This is a genomic window from Sarcina sp. DSM 11001 (assembly GCF_900101015.1).
Taxonomy (GTDB): domain Bacteria; phylum Bacillota; class Clostridia; order Lachnospirales; family Lachnospiraceae; genus CAG-791.
On the sequence record NZ_FNFZ01000003.1, the window covers coordinates 1 to 16,001 of the forward strand.

A 16,001-nucleotide genomic window follows, 5' to 3' on the forward strand; every position below is an offset into this window, starting at 1 on the left:
TGTTAACTTCCAGTAATTTTTAACCCTCAATCTTAAACAGCTGCGTCAGTCTTCGTTCGGATTCGAATCTCCAACAAGGAACGCCATGATCTCTTCGTATGACTTTGCGCTCTCCTCGATCGCTTTAAGTAGCTCCTGTTTCTGAAGTTCGAGTTTTTTCTTCTGGAGTTTATTGAGTTCCTCCACAGCTGCATCGTATTTATCCTTCGCCTGGAACACCGCAGCCTTAGCTTTCTCAATCTTCTCGTCGAGCGGGATGGTCCTTCTTGTCCTTGCCATGGTGTGATCCTCCTTAAACGGATGCTGCGTCAGAAACGGCTTTCTATTCAGCTGCTTCCTGCTCGATACGGACCAGTTCGGCGCTGAGCTCTTTCGCTTTGAGTTTGATGTCCTGGGCAGTCATTCCGAATGCTTTTAATATTGCCTTTTGTGTCGCAGTGACTGCATGGTCAAGACGGTATTCGTTGTCAGGGCTCTTTATCATTTCGATCTTTTCCAGTTCCCTCAGCGCTGCCGGGACCGTCATGAAGTTAAGCTTTTTGTCGTTCCTGATCATCTCTTCCTTCAGACGGTTGTAAATCTGGTTCCTGATGATGAGAGCTACGAACTCGATGAAAACCTTTGTGTCAACTGATTCACTGCCATATACGCGTTCCGCCCTGTCCCCGAGATAGGATTTATCACCGCGGAAGAGTTTTTCCGAGCTGTCCCTGCCCTTGTAGAGCGTCAGCGCATCTTCTGCCGACATCTTGTCAGAGGTAATGATGACAAAATAACCGCAGAGCATGATCTCCTGGTCAATGACATCTATTCGTTCTCTTGCGCAGCTGAAGGCTTCATCGTCTTTGCCTTCATGAAAATAGATCAGGTCAAAGTATTTTGCGTATTTTCCGGTCGGCCGGACCTGAAGGCCCTGCCAGGACTTCAGCTGTTTCGCCATCTGGTCGATGTCCTGTTCCAGTTTTGCCCGCTCCGCCGCGTGTTTTCCTTCACTGTAAAAAATATGGAAGTACCGCTTCTTCTCATCTGAAGGATACAACTGACGCCTTACTGTTGTCCCGTTTACCCTGAATGCCCGGATGCTGGTCGCGCGGCTCTGCTCAAATGTCCCATGGACTTCCAGGATGAGTTCCCTGACGAGTTTCTTCATCCCTTTGACCATGATGACGAAATCATAGCCTTTGCTGTCCATGAAGTGGATATTCCCCTTGCTGAAATATCCACGATCCAGGATAAAACCGATATGTCTGTAGCCGTAGCCTTCCGCTTTCTCCAGCATAAACTGGAGTTGTGATATGTCCACGATGCTGCCCGGATAGGCTTCATAAAAGAGGGGTTCCCTGTTGTCCCGGTCATAAGCGACCGAGTAATTAAATACAGGCTTGTCAGACCCCTCTTTGGAATGACCGGTCTCGGCCAGGTCGATCTCGCCTGCCTGGCAGACCTTGTTCGTGGAATCATAGGAAATATAGATCTTCTCCCGGTGGTCTCTTTTTGCGTTCCATTCATTCAGGAATGCGATGCGCTGGTCATCTGTTTCCTTCCCCAGGAAATCAGATATCTTCGAATCGCTGTAGACCTTCATCTCCTCAGTCATGAGCGGATGGTTATACGCATAAGACGGGTAATACTGTGCAGCATTCCCCTCCGTCATGATGGAATACACTGCCAGGTCCATGAACAGCCCGGCGTCCTTTCCGATGATCTTTGCGATCATACGGTCAAGAAAGTATTCACTGATCACTTTCCGGATCACGAAGTAGGCTCCGACATGCAGGCAGCTGCTGCGCTCAGGGCCTTCCGCCTCGTCTGGAAGTAACACCTCCGGAAAAAAACGGAGAAAGTTTGTATTCGGCGCCATCATTCCCGGGCGGTCATCAATGGCCTTTCCGATACAAACCCGCTTTGGCTTGTTATATTTCTTTTTGGCATCGTATATCCGCCCGGTCTCATAGTAAATATACGGAGTGTTCCTGATCCTCTTGACGGACAGTTTTCCAGTTCCCACTGGCATCGGAACGGTGAGATTAAGGTACATATAGCCCCTCCTTATTGAGGGTTAATTATCCCTTAATCATTATCCCATATTCAGTCTGTTTTTGCAAGAAAAGTCGTTGAAATCCCGCATATTTACTGGCTTTTTTGTTGGAAATGGCACTGCCTCTCAGTTTGAGGGTTAATTATTCTGGAAGTTAACATTCAAAAATGCTTTCTTAAAAACGAGAGCCTCTTTTTCACGGAATTGATCACGATCCGGGTATCAAGGGCCATATCATAACCGTGAAAGGTACCTTTCGTGTCATTCCATTCCACCTTTGCGCCTGCCTTTTCCAGTCTTTGTCCGTACAAAATCCCTTCATCGTGAAGGCAGTCAAATTCCGCGGTTTCGATATAGGTATCGGGAATACTCGAAGGGAGGGCGTTGTGCATCGGGAGCGCCTCTTTTTTGAGATCATCTTTCAGGGCACAGCCCGTTTTGTCTTCAAAAGCTCCCTTATTCTGATCCCCGAAATAGATATCCCACATCAGGGACATATATGTGGAGTCCCAGAAGGGCGTGTCCGTATATTTTCTCATAGACTGCGTTCCCATGTCCGCATCCGTCAGGGGATAGACGAGCATTTGCAGGCAGGGCTTTATTAGCTTTTCTTTCTCGTAGCCGTTACAGACCAGGGCAGCGATAGTCCCGCCCGCACTGTCTCCTGCAAGTCCTATCCTGTCTGCGTCGATCCCGAGTTCCTCCGCGTGATCCGCCGCGTATTTGTACAGGGATCTGACATCCTCCACCGCAGCCGGATAAGGATAGTCCGGGGCCAGATGATAATCCGGGAAAAAAACCTTGCATTTTGCCTTTGCGGCATAAATGCAGGCCAGCCTTTTGTGATAAGTCAGGGGCCTTCCTTAATGACTTCTGTTGTCTCCGGGATCCTGCGGAGGATATAATCCCTTACCATTTCATAGTCCCCGTCCGGAATGAAAACGATTCCCTTCCCGAATTTCGCCTCCAGCCTGATCTTTTCAGGAGTCAGAACGACCCTCTTCAGTTTATCGTACTCCATGACCCTTGTACTTTTACCTGTCCCGATCCTTATGTATTCGTCGTTCATCCAGTAGAATTCGTCCCAGGCGCCCAGTTTTTTGAAAATCAGGACAACGCCTGCCGCGACAGCCATAACGCCAAGACACGACAGCAGGGTGATCTTCAGCGCCCACGGGTCCATGAACATCGCCATCAGGATAAGCAGGGCGCATATCCCTCCGCATACACCTAAAGTGAGCCTGTAGGAAAACTCGGCAGTAGAATCGTCAACAGGGCAGCGCCAGCACCAGGTCCCGTCCTCCAGCCGGGTCACTCTATCTTTAAAATCCTTATAATCCAGCATCCGATCACCTCCATCCGGGAAAAGCTTCCAGTGTGCCGTCTCACTAGGAAAAGTATCCCCGTTTTTGCTTAAGTTGGCAACTGTTTTTCAAGTACGAGCCGGCATTAAAAAGCCCTGTGCTATGGAAACGGGGTTCCATTGCACAGGGCTTCATGGTGGTCTGCTGTATTTGAGTCCTCAGAGGGGCCTGCGGTGAAGCTCAATACTATTGTCACTCAATCTCATTGTCACACAAACAAATCGTCCTTTTCAGGATCATTGAGCCAGCTTGCTCCTCAGGTCTTCGTTCGCTTTCTCTACGTTGAGCCTGGTCAGGATCAGCGTGATCAGAAGGTTGAAGCACATGGGCATCCACAGATACATTATATGCAGCATGCTCATCGTGGAGGCGGACTGGACAGCAGCGCCGCCCACATAGCCGCTGAAGGCTAAAAGCCAGCCTGCCAGCGCGGTTCCGATCCCGCCGCCCAGCTTCGTGCCCAGGGATGTGCAGGAATACATGGTTCCATCGACACGCTTTCCGTGCGTCAGGTAGGTGTATTCCGAACAGGTCGCGATCAAGGCGTTCATGTCGCCCTGAAGCGGGCTCATACCCAGCGCCGCGATGGCGGTACAGACCAGCATCAGCGGTACAGAGCCCATATATCCGGCGATGACCACGCCCAGACGGCCGAGCGTGCCGATGATATAGCCCGTCAGGTTCAGCCTGTACATCCCGCCGAACTTCATCACCAGGGTCGGTGTGAACAAAAGACCGATGATCATCGGTATATTGATGAACCATGAGAATACACCAAGCAGGTTGGCATTTTTGAGGACATAGGTCATATAGTAAATGCCCATGTTCAGTGTTGCGGAATAGATCTGCATCAGGATATAGGAAGCGCAGATCATCAGATAGTACTTGTTATTGATCAGAAGCTTAAAAGCATCCGCCAGGGAATATTTCTCTTCCTCTCCCTCTGCGAGTTTGACTTCCTCTCCCTCCGCCAGTTCTTCCGGAGAAAGCTCCCTGACAGACATAACGGACAGGGTGTTGGAGATCACACCTACGATCGCGTAGATGATCGCCACGGTCCGCCATGCCGCCGCGCCGCCTCCGAAATAAGCGACCAGGCCGACCGTAATAGTCTGGATCAGCATGCTGGTGCCGAAGGCGAACATGAAGCGGATGGAACCCATCTGCACACGTTCATTATTATTTTTTGTGATCAGGGCGGTCAGGGCAGAATAGGCGATGTTGTTGGCTGTATAAAAGCCCGCATTCAGCAGAGTATAGGCGATGAAGAACCATGCATACTGCGCCGTAGCGCTGATATCCGCAGGAATGCAGAAGATCGCCACGAGGCAGACCGCGCAGCCGAAATACCCGTAAAGCATCCAGGGCCGCGCCTTACCCATCTTTGTATTGGTCTTGTCGATCATGGATCCGAAGAAAATATCGCTGACGCCGTCAAAGAGCTTGGACACTGCGATCAGCGTACCGACGATACCCGCGTTCATGCCCACGGTATCTGTCAGGAAAATCATGACAAAAGCGGACAGCAGTGCATACACCACGTTGCCGGCGATGTCGCCGGATCCGTAGCCGATCTTGTTAGCCCATGTCAAATACGTTTTTTCTTTGTTGTCTTTCACGTGATACCTCCCCTTAATACAATCTATCTTTGGTACGACGCGTCAAATCTCCTCCGGCTTCAGCATAAAGGAGAAGCGGAATGTATCGGCGGAGACTCTGTATTTCGGCAAAAGCTCCGGACCGCAGCTGTACGATCCGATGCCTGCCATCCGGTGGTCGATGCACAGAACCGTGCTGCCGCAGGGCTCCAGTTCGTAATTGTGCCGTTTTTCTTCCAGTTCCTCCTGCGTGTAGACCGATGCGTTGAAGGAGAACGTGCTGTCCGGATCAGTGTCCGCAGAGGCTGCCGTCAGGCACAGGCCTTTTCCCTTTACCGTCACGAAGTCACAGTCATAGTGACTCCCGCTCTCCTGTGGCCGGATATAGTCCTCCTGCATCGAAGCCGCAGTCCCCTTAAAGATTCCGTGATGTCCGGCATGGTGTTTGTCGATGTAGGTCTCCATCGGGCCCATGCCGAAATAGCGGATCTTCTTCATGCTCCCGCTCAGGAAAAGACGCAGCCCGATCCTGGGCAGGTCTGCGTACTCCGGATCCTTGTCCGCCTGAACATCCAGGAGGATCCTTCCGTCAGCGAAAACAGTGACTTTATTGTTCATCCTCAGGACCGGCTGGTTTGACATGGAGGCCACAGACTGACGGATCGAGATTTCCACTGCTTCCGGCGCTTCGCTCCCGTCTGCTTCCCGCCCCGCCGCCGCGTCAGCCGGCTTCGCCGTTTTCCAGGTCACTTCATAAGCCCTCGTCCCTGTGTGATCCAGGCGCTCCAGCTTCCATAAATCCACGCCCGGGACATCGTTGTCGGTCGGCGCGCGCCAGAGATTGAAATCGATCGGGCGGTCAAGAAGCTCCCGGTCATGAACCCTGAGAGAAGTAAACAGACCGGAAAGGGTATCCAACTGATAGGTGAAGCCATCGCCCTCAATGGTCAAAAACCGGTCTGTTTCCGTAACCACGGGGACAGCCGCTCCTGCCTGCCGGCTTTGAGGTCCTGTCTGCGTGCTTTCAGCTCCTGCCTGCATTTTGCCGGCATCCTGCCGTATCCTGTCCGTACCCGCCAGAAGTCCTGCCGCCTTCAGCGCCCTCGGTTCCGCAGTGGGGATCCGGATCTCGTCAAAACCAAGCTCATGCCCTGCCGGAAGTCCGAAGGTCTCTTTTTTCAAAACATAGGTGACCGTCAAAAAACATCTGCCCTTGTCCGGTACTGTAAAAGCCAGCGGAATCTCCGCGCAGGCATGAGGCGCTATGGAAGGGATCGCCAGCGGTCCCTCCGCGATCTGTGATCCGTCCAGGGTCAGGGTCCACGCGGCGCTGATCTTTTCGGCGGGATCCGTAAAGTCCATGTGGTTTTCCACAGTGAGTATCTGTCTGCCGGCATCATAGGCGGCACGCAGGGGTCTGTGGACGTTCTTGTACTCCAGAAGACCTGTGTGCGGTGTCCTGTCCGGATAGACCAGGCCGTCCAGGCAGAAATTCCCGTCGTGCTGCAGCTCACCGTGATCCCCGCCGTACCAGTACATGGCCTTCCCGTTCTCCGTCGTACCCTTATAGACCGCGTGGTCACACCACTCCCAGACAAACCCACCGCAGAGCGCCGGATACTGCTCGGTCAGATCCAGATACTCCTTAAAGTCCCCGGGGCCGTTGCCCATCGAATGGCAGTATTCCACCAGAAGCAGAGGGATGTCCGGATCATTGTCCAGATAGTCCGTGACCTCGTTGAAGCCGGGATACATGCGCCCGTAGAGGTCAATATTCGAGACATCAAACTCCCGGACAGGACTCACATAAAAAGCACTCTCATAATGGGTCAGTCTTGTCGGGTCGTTTTCTTTGGTCCAGCGCAGAGCTTCCTCAAAGGTGCGGCCGTAACCGCACTCGTTGCCCATGGACCATACCAGAATGGAAGGACGGTTCCGGTTCCGGATGACCATGGACCGGATCCTGTCCAGCGTAGGCTCGACGAAATCCGGGTTGTCCGCGATCCGGAAATGGGCCTTGCGCATCCGCTCCGTGTAATCCTCTTCCCCGAAGGTGAGGGGTCCCGTCCCATGGCTCTCATTATCGGCCTCGTCGATGACATAGAGGCCCAGCTCATCACAGAGCTGATAAAACCAGGGTGAATTGGGATAGTGACTGGCCCTGACCGCATTGAAGTTGTTGGCCTTGATCATGCGCAGATCTTTCAGAGCCTGATCCAGGCTGCACACTGCGCCAGTCAGGGGATCCGACTCGTGGCGGTTGACGCCGCGGAAGGTAATGGGCGCCCCGTTCAGGGTCAGGACGAGGTCTTTGACCTCGACTTTTCGAAAGCCTACCTTCTCGGTAATGACTTCCTTTCTGGTATCAATGACCAGGGTATACAGAACCGGATCCTCAGCATTCCAGAGAAGCGGCCGGTCTACCTCAATGGTGACGCACTCTGTGGGGACACCGTTCGCCTCGTCCCGGTTCCCCTCCCTGCCCGGCCGTATGGTATCCTGATATAGTATTCCTGATCCGTCGGGACTGATCAGGGTCAGGCTGACCGGAACGGGTTTCCGGCTGAAGGTAAAGCGGATATTCAGATCAGCGCGCATATAATCATCAGACAGATCTGTTTCGATAACATAGTCCTCGATCCTGTCCGCCGGCCTGTGCAGGAGATAGACGTCCCGGAAAATGCCGGAGAAGCGGAACTTATCCTGATCCTCCAGATAGCTTCCGTCGCACCACTTCAGGACCAGGACCGCCAGCAGGTTGTCTCCCTCCTGAATGAGCTCTGTCACGTCGAACTCTGAAGTGTGATGGGCGATCTGGCTGTAGCCCACATAGGTCCCGTTCAGCCAGACATAGAAACAGGAATCCACTCCCTCGAAATTCAGGAAGGCGCAAGGGGCTTTGGGATCTCTGTGCCATTCAAAATGGTGAAGGTATGCCCCACATGGATTGTCCTGGGGGACATAGGGAGGATCAAAAGGAAAAGGATAGCGGATATTGGTGTACTGCGGGCTGTCATATCCCCGCATCTGCCAGCAGAACGGCACCATTTCCTTTTTCCACCAATTGCCGGGCTCATAGTCCAGCAGATAAAAATGATCCTGCAGATCATGAATGCTCGGATACCAGGCGAAGCGCCATTCGCACCCGCTCAGCATCTGCAGACGATCCGAACTCTCCCTGTGCCAGGCCAGCCTGTCTCCACGAGTGGACGAAGGAACATAATAAGCCCTGTCCGGCATGGTATTCTGGTGAAGTACAGAGAGGTCCTCATAGAGTCTCGGTACGATCAAGATTGGAACCTCCTTTCACGTTTTTTTGCCAGTTTCCTAATGAAAGCATATCGAAAAAGGAGTCCAAACCATATGAACGATTCGATACAAAACCTGCACTATAAGATAAAGAAAGAAGTAAGTGTGGAAATAGTAAGGGAAAATTTAATAGAATGTAGATATCCCGAAATAGGAGGTCATGACACTTATGTATGTGAATTCCGGCTATCTGTTTCATTCCAGAGTGCCGTTTAAAGAAAAGAAAAAGCCTCTGCGGATCCTGAGTGCAGGTACCTATCAGCTGTACACCAGACCGCTGCTCCCTACCTGGAGGCCAAAAGGCAGGGTCGACTGGCAGATCATTTATATTGCAGCCGGAGAGGGGCATTTCTTCTTCGATGGGAAGGAAGTCATCGTACCCGCCGGCAACATGGTGCTGTATCAGCCAAAGCAGCAGCAGAAATACCACTATCTGGGCAAAGACAGGACTCAGGTGTGGTTTGTCCACTTTACAGGGCGGGAAGTCCGCAGCATTCTGAGGCACTCTGAGATTCCCCTGGACGGCTACATCCTTCACACGGGCATCTCCCGCGAATATGAGGATCTGTTCAGAAGGATGCGGGACGAACTTGTAAAGTGCTCGTGGGGTTACGAGGAGATGCTGGTCTGCCTCTTCCGCGAACTGCTGCTGACCATACACCGGCGGATGACGGAGAGCATCCCGCGGATCTCCGGCTTCATCCAGGATGAGATGACCCGCGCCAGATATTACTTCGAGGAGCATTATAATGAAGATATCAGCATAGAGCAGTACGCTGCTTCACGCAGCATGTCCACGAGCTGGTTCAGCAGGAGCTTTCGAAGCGCCACGGGCACATCACCCATGCAGTATATCCTTCAGATCCGGATCCGGAACGCCCAGACGCTTCTGGAGACCACGGATGATTCGATCAGCAACATAGCGTCGATTGTCGGGTATGACAATCCCTTGTATTTCAGCCGCCTTTTCAGCCGGGCGAAGGGCGTCTCTCCCACCGGTTACAGAAAAATCTACCGGGAGAAATTCCTGACGGAGATCGATAACGGCTGACAGGCCCGGCCTGCAGACAGCAAACGAAGCTATACCCGCCCTGCAGAAATAACAGGGTAGGTATAGTATCCCGCGCAGCCGTGAGCAAAAAATTATGCTGCTTAAGGAAAAGCCAAAAAGCTCTTTCGATAAGCAGCATAACTATACCAATCACCGCAGAATGTATTATGAAGGTATTGTTTTCCGGAATATCTCCGGTCTTTAAGCCTGATGGGAAGCGAATGTGTTTTTAAGCCCGACGGGAAGCGAATGTTCTTCTCCCCTTTTTTGCCGATTCACTGACTATGATCCGAATACGGTTACGGAGTTCTCCCTCCTGTCTGGTATATGTCATGTCCTCGGCGTAGCTGTTGATGATCCTCGCAGAAACCGGAAGCCAGTCGTCCTGTTTCTCTGTGCCAACCGGACTCTTTGCTTTTTCCATAAGAAGGGATTTCAGATCCAGCTCTGTTCCTCCATATTCAACATTCAGAACTATGCTGTCCTTTTTGCACTCCATCCTGAGATGGATATGAAGCGGGTCTTCCAGAAGCACAAACAAAACATTATTAATGAGTTCATCCAGAAGCAGAACAGAATTGTGCCAGATATTTCCGATGGATTTCGCCTGGGTCATCTGTTTATATATCTTTTTCACAAGAACTTCGAAATCATAATCGCGGCTCAGGATCTCTTCCTCAAGTACAAAGAGCTTTTTAACAAACTGAAGCGTCTTGTCCTTCTTCGGATTTTCAAAGATCTCCTCAGGTGTGCCTTCTTCATATATAATTCCTTCATCCATATAGAAGATGCGGCTGCTGATATCTCTTGCGAAAGCCATGTCATGTGTCACTATGAGAATCGTGATCCCGGAAGAAGCCAGGTCCTTGATAACTACATTGACTTCATCCACCATCGTGGGATCAAGCGCACTTGTCGGCTCATCAAGGAGGAGGACCTCCGGATCCATGGCCATGGCCCGCGCGATGGCTACGCGCTGCTTTTGTCCGCCGGACAACTGACCGGGATACTGGAGATAAAAGTCAGTTAATCCCACCTGCTCAAGCAGACCCATTCCCCTCTTATAGGCTTCCTTTCTATCTTTTTTCAAAAGCCTCATCTGGGGCAGCATGATATTTTCAATCACTGTCATGTGATTAAAGAGATTAAAGGACTGGAAAACCATACCAACCCTTTTTCTGAGTTTTATCAGATCATAGCCTTTTTCGGTGATCTTCTCATCCTGAAAATAAATATCTCCTTCCGTAGGCGGATCCAGCATGTTAAGACACCGGAGAAATGTTGATTTTCCCGTTCCGGAGGGTCCGATCACAGCAATGACATCTCCCTTGTTGATGACTGCATTCAGGTTATGGATCGGTTCAAGATCATTTTCATATTTTTTAGAAATGTTTACTACCTTAATCATCACTTTCTACCCCCTTAAGGATTGTGTCTTTGCTGCGCGTTGCAGGATCGACTAACTTTTGGACATTGTTGATCAGCCAGCCCAAGATCCTGCCAATGACATAATAGATAATGGCGACAGAAATCAGGGAGAAGAAAGCATCAAATGTGCGGTTTCTGACCATATCGCCGGCTCTCGTCAGGTCCTGTACGGCAATATAGCCTACCACAGCTGTAGCCTTAAGCAGAGATACCAGTTCACCCTTAAAAATCGGCAGGATATGCATCAGGGCCTGCGGCAGAATTATCAGGAAAAATGCCTCATTGTCAGAGAATCCCAGGGCATATGAGCCTTCCGTCTGCCCCTGATCAACTGCACCCGTTCCTGTTTTCAGCATACTGTATACAGAAATTCCAAAAGTCAGCGTGAATGCAATGATCGACACAATGATGCCCGAAATATTACTCTTTCCAAAGATAATATAGAAGAGGACCATCAGGAGTACGACTGCCGGGATCCCCGTAATGATTCCGGTTATAGTATCTACAACTCCCTGTACCTTTTTCCCCGTCTTTCTGCAGAGGAAGTACAGGAGAAACCCAAGCACACAGCCAAAGAGCATGGATGAAAAGGTGATCAGCAGGGTGTTTAAAAGTCCTGTCAGAAATACACGCCATCTTTCTTCCTGGATAAAAGTTCTGTAGAAGCTATTATAGACAGAGGAAAGGAAGCCGCCATCCCCGTTCTCCTCATCCTGCACGGTTTCCTCTGTCCGCAGAAGAGACTCATCTACATTCTTTTTCAATACAACAAGCACGGATCCGCCGGAATAAAAAGGATCGCTAAAGTCAATCTTCTTCAGACGTTCCTCTGTGATCGACATGCTCCTGCCGGCCAGATCAGCCTTACCGCCCTGAAGAGCCGGAATCAGACCGTCAAAAGCACATTCTGTGATTTTGACCCTGTAATCCATTTCACGCGCCACGTGCAGCACATAATCGATTGCATAACCCACAGGCGTTCCCTCAGGGCCCAGATAGGACATAGGAGGTGTTCCCGTGTTTACCCAATATTCAAGCGTTCCGTTTTTTCCTTCCCAGTCCTGGGGAATCAGTTTTTTAACCGACTCATCTTTCCCCATCCATTTGGATTTCATTTCCTCATCAAGGCCTTCGCTCCTAAGCCTGCCCATTGCCTCATTAAATGGCTCCACCAGCGGGCTGCCTTTGCGAAATCCGAAACCGTAATTGTCCTCCCGGATAACCTCGGGAAAAATCATCAGCTCATCGTGCTCTGCGACAATTATCTCGGCAACTGGCATATCCCCAATCATGGCATCACTTTTCCCGGACAAAACAGACGCGATAGAATCAACATCCGTGTTCTGATGCAGGATTTTTACATCCCCTTTAATTATTTCATTGTCCTCAAGATGAACATCAAAAGTTGTCCCCGAGAGCATCGAGATTGTTTTCCCCTTAAAATCAGCGAGGGTTTTAATCTTTCCCGAGCTTTCCTCCGCATAGACCGGGGGAACAGCACACCGCATGATAATCAATATAATTGCTATAAGCAGCAATATCGGATTTTTGAAGTGCCTGACAGCCTGTTTTGTCTCCAATTCCTTTACCTCCTAATTGTAGTCTCTTATTTCCCTGTTATGGAAATGGCCCGTTTCAAAGCCTGGATTACCAGAAACCCGTTAGATTCTATCATAAAAAAGGATTCCATTCCATAAGATTAATATATCTGCCAAAACGAATATATCTCCCTTTTCCCGGTTTCTAACCTGTTACACCGGTTCCTTCCGCTTTATCTGAGCACACGGACCAAAAAGCGGCAAAAAAACTGAACTGAGAGTGAAACCGCCATAGAACAAAAAGTCCTCTGAACAACACCAATCGTTGCTCAGAGGGCTTTTCAAGTCACCGGAGGGATTACACACTTCTTGTTATTTCGAGTTTAAAATATTCAAGTCAATCTGCCCCTCATTTTTTGCGACAACGGTCGTCACGACCGCGTCCCCGAGACAGTTGCTCATACAGATAAACATACCTATGATCGGCCCGATTCCTATTACCAGTGTAACAGACTCCACAGGTACATTCAGCTGTGTCAGAAGGAAAGATGTCAGGATCACACCGGAGCCGGGTACTCCCGGTGCCCCCAATGAAAGGATGACGATGGTTGCTGCCAGCGAGACCAGCATCCCGGCAGATGCGCTTACACCGCAGATTTTCGCCAGCGCCAGTGTCTGTACCCCCAGCAGGATGCAGGTACCGTCCATGTTCAGCGTAGCCCCCAGGGGGATAGACATCCTGTAGATCTTCGGGGAAACACCAAGCCTGTCTCTGCAGGCATCCATATTGATGGGGATCGCAGCATTGCTGGAGGCAATGGAAAAGACCTCCAGCATTACAGGGAAATATTTCTTAAAAAAGGACAGGGGATTGAGTTTTACAAGGAAAAGGATCAGGAAATAGACCAGCATCATGCAGACCAGGCCGAAGAGGAAGGTTCCCATAATCCCCAGGAGCGACAGCAGGGAAGAAATCCCCGTTTTCAGAACCAGGGAAAGAATAGAGCAAAATACCGCCAGGGGGGTAACCTTCATGATGATGCCGGTGATCCGGAGGAACAGTTCATTACATGCTTCAAAAAGTTCTTTGAGAACGCGTGAACGTTCTCCGATCAGTCCGGCGGCAATTCCGCACAGGATCGCTTCGAACAAAAGCTGCAGCATGTTGCCCTCAATGAAAGGGCCTATAAAATTGGTCGGAACAATACCGACAATGATATCCTTGAGGGACAGATTCAGGGACTGAGTCGGGACAGATACTTCAGCTCCGATAAAGCTGGATGCCAATGCGGGATCTCCGGGGCGGAATATGCCGAAAACTATGATTCCTAAAACGGCCGCTATTATGGAGGTGATCAGATAAAGGGCAAGGATTTTTCCGCCGATCCGTCCGAATTCAGACGGGCTTCCCAGCTGTGAGATGCAGGAAATAATCGAGAAGAAAACAACTGGTGCGGCAATCATTTTAAGCGCATTCATGTACAGGGTCTTAACCGGTGTAAGCAGATTGAGATCCAGGGCAGTGTTCCATTTTCCGGGGAGAGCGGCAGACATAATGATACCAAGCAGAATAGCAGCAATCAGGGCTCCGAGAGTCAGATACAACGATTTGGTATGGTGTTCCACTGTCAAATGGACGATATTTCTTCCGTACCTGTGCTGGTATTTAAGATCCTTCCGGAAGGATTGCAGAATCAATTGCCGTATTGCGTCTCCGGAATCAAAATCTTCATCGTCCCAGAATTCAGTCAGATGAGCATCCTGTGCCGTCTCAAAATCATACTCCGGACCCTTTGCGGAAAAAAAGGCGTTAACCGGCCCGAAAAAGGAATAGACAGAAACCTCCAGTTTCCCTTTGCCGGATGAGTGTGCGACCAGATCCGTCAGGGACTCTTCCGCAATCAGAACGGCCTTTGACTGTTCCTTTTCCCCGATACCTTTCTTTGCCAGATATTCCCGGACTAGTTCTGTACCTGCAGTGATCCCCTCACTGTTTAATTCGAAAAATCTGATCATATTTTTCCCCTTGTGCGCAGCGTAACCGGCCCACGTCCTGTCTGACAGCTTCAATACTGCACAAAAGCTTTCCAGTTCATCCCGGTTTTCTCTTTTATTATCTCTTTTTATTTTAATCAAATCATCTGTTGTGCTTATACGTTCACACTGACATGCATTGCATGTTGAAAATATATTTCCGGAAATCAGAACAATGCTGATGAACATATCTCCTTTTCTCAAGGTTTCCAACTGCTGTTTTGATTATATCATATCAGATTGAGACTATTCATTTTTTCTCATACCTGTGGCCATGGGCGAGTGCCCGGAAACTGCGGATAACCCTTACACCACTGTCTGTGACAGGTAAAAACACTTTCACCCTGCCGGGATAACAGGGTGTGTATAGCAGCTCGCGGAAGATGAAGACTTTATTTTTTTAGTGCAGATATTCTCTAATAATTTCTTAATCTTTCTCTGGTATTCTGCTAAGGATTCAGAGGATCAAAGTTATTCAGTATACAGAGTAAAAAAACAAGAAGAATGAAGGAGGGATATTCTATGAGAAAATCTATGAGAAAAAAAATAACAGGATTCCTTGTTGGAACACTTATGCTAACCCTTGTTGCCGGAACGGCTGCTTTTGCTTCTGAGAACAATGGCGGGGTTTCTGCAAAAACAGCAGAGAAGGAAAAGCAGGCCATTGAGATGGAGGATGCAGCTAAAATCGCGCTTGAAGATGCAAAAGTCACAGAAGCCGACGCGGTCATTTACAAAAGGATATGGGAATACAGCGATAATGCTGAGATCTTTGAGATCGATTTCCTCATTCCCGGCCAGGTGAAATATGAATATGAAATTGCCGCAAATACCGGGGAAATACTGGAAAATGACAAAGAGAACTGGGAGACCGACGATGACCGGGAATATAAAGACCTGACATCGGACAAAACGTCAGATCCTGAGAAAGTGAGTAAGGCGCTGGAAGAAGCGGCGGACACTGCTATAAAAGATGCCGGAGTGAAGAAGGAAGATGTGACCATTTGCAAACTGGGGACCGATTATGAAAACGGCAGGGAAGTCTATGTTGTCGAATTCCTGGAAGAAGGCAAAACAAAGTACGAGTATGAAATTGCCACAGCAGACGGCAGTATTGTCTTCCACGAAAAGGAACTGTGGGAAAAAGAAGACGACTTTGAGTACCAGGGCCTGCTCCATCCCGAGACTGTCACGGAGAAGAAAGACGGGGAAAGCTCCGCTGCGATTTCAAAAACAAAAGCAAAGGAAATCGCCCTTGGGGATGCTAATCTGTCTGAAAATGATGTGACGATCACAAAATGCCGTATGGATTACGACGACGGCGCGGCAAAGTACGAAGTGGAATTTCGTACCCCGGACGGGTATGAGTATGAGTACGAAATCGATGTGGAAACCGGAAAGATCCTGGATAAGGATGTCGAGCTTGGTGACGATTAAGCAGAATGTATTCTGCAGTGTCCCCATGCCATCTTCGGCCTATTACACCGGTTCCTTCCGCTTTATCTGAGCACACGGACCAAAAGCGGCAAAAAAACTGAACTGAGAGTGAAACCGCCATAGAACAAAAAGTCCTCTGAACAACACCAATCGTTGCTCAGAGGGCTTTTTCATATCACTGGAGGGATTACAATTTTCACATTC

Annotated in this window: 10 protein-coding genes and 1 pseudogene; 2 read left to right on the forward strand and 9 right to left on the reverse strand. The window is 49.7% G+C overall.

Annotated elements, in window-relative coordinates; translation table 11 throughout:
• Positions 1 to 45: 45 nt before the first annotated feature.
• From BLT02_RS01805 to BLT02_RS01830, 6 genes are all read right to left on the reverse strand, one after another.
• Positions 46 to 279 (reverse strand): hypothetical protein, encoded by a 234-nt coding sequence (locus tag BLT02_RS01805; RefSeq protein ID WP_092991158.1) that lies wholly within the window; start codon positions 277 to 279, stop codon positions 46 to 48.
• A gap of 43 nt (positions 280 to 322) precedes the next feature.
• Complete coding sequence (locus BLT02_RS01810) at positions 323 to 2,038, reverse strand: IS1634 family transposase (RefSeq protein ID WP_092991159.1); 1,716 nt, start codon at positions 2,036 to 2,038, stop codon at positions 323 to 325.
• A 161-nt stretch (positions 2,039 to 2,199) separates the two neighbouring features.
• A complete protein-coding gene (locus BLT02_RS01815) occupies positions 2,200 to 2,892 on the reverse strand; it encodes an alpha/beta hydrolase fold domain-containing protein (protein ID WP_092991160.1) in 693 nt (230 codons plus the stop codon).
• On the reverse strand, positions 2,889 to 3,383 hold the full coding sequence (locus tag BLT02_RS01820) for a hypothetical protein (protein WP_092991161.1): 495 nt from the start codon (positions 3,381 to 3,383) through the stop codon (positions 2,889 to 2,891). The genes BLT02_RS01815 and BLT02_RS01820 overlap by 4 nt, the downstream gene beginning before the upstream one ends.
• Before the next feature lie 255 nt (positions 3,384 to 3,638).
• The gene (locus BLT02_RS01825) at positions 3,639 to 5,021 is read right to left on the reverse strand and encodes an MFS transporter (RefSeq protein ID WP_242869672.1); all 1,383 of its coding nucleotides are present in this window, start codon (positions 5,019 to 5,021) and stop codon (positions 3,639 to 3,641) included.
• Positions 5,022 to 5,063: 42 nt separating this feature from the next.
• Positions 5,064 to 8,291 carry a glycoside hydrolase family 2 TIM barrel-domain containing protein gene (locus tag BLT02_RS01830; protein ID WP_092991163.1) on the reverse strand — a complete coding sequence of 1,076 codons (3,228 nt, stop codon included), beginning with the start codon at positions 8,289 to 8,291 and terminating at the stop codon, positions 5,064 to 5,066.
• A 187-nt stretch (positions 8,292 to 8,478) separates the two neighbouring features.
• On the opposite strand from BLT02_RS01830, the gene BLT02_RS01835 reads away from it, so the two are divergent.
• Positions 8,479 to 9,360: an AraC family transcriptional regulator gene (locus tag BLT02_RS01835; protein WP_092991164.1), complete on the forward strand. Its 882-nt coding sequence runs from the start codon at positions 8,479 to 8,481 to the stop codon at positions 9,358 to 9,360.
• A gap of 688 nt (positions 9,361 to 10,048) precedes the next feature.
• Here BLT02_RS01835 and BLT02_RS18170 read toward each other — a convergent pair.
• The 3 genes and pseudogenes from BLT02_RS18170 to BLT02_RS01850 form a co-directional block, all read right to left on the reverse strand.
• Positions 10,049 to 10,768 (reverse strand): annotated as a pseudogene (locus tag BLT02_RS18170) (amino acid ABC transporter ATP-binding protein); the annotation flags it as partial.
• The gene (locus BLT02_RS01845) at positions 10,761 to 12,368 is read right to left on the reverse strand and encodes an ABC transporter substrate-binding protein/permease (protein ID WP_092991166.1); all 1,608 of its coding nucleotides are present in this window, start codon (positions 12,366 to 12,368) and stop codon (positions 10,761 to 10,763) included. The pseudogene BLT02_RS18170 and the gene BLT02_RS01845, both read right to left, overlap by 8 nt.
• Before the next feature lie 330 nt (positions 12,369 to 12,698).
• Complete coding sequence (locus tag BLT02_RS01850) at positions 12,699 to 14,342, reverse strand: dicarboxylate/amino acid:cation symporter (RefSeq protein ID WP_175453643.1); 1,644 nt, start codon at positions 14,340 to 14,342, stop codon at positions 12,699 to 12,701.
• Between the two features lie 540 nt (positions 14,343 to 14,882).
• Here BLT02_RS01850 and BLT02_RS01855 point away from each other — a divergent pair.
• Complete coding sequence (locus BLT02_RS01855) at positions 14,883 to 15,797, forward strand: PepSY domain-containing protein (RefSeq protein ID WP_175453644.1); 915 nt, start codon at positions 14,883 to 14,885, stop codon at positions 15,795 to 15,797.
• The last annotated feature ends 204 nt before the right edge of the window (positions 15,798 to 16,001 follow it).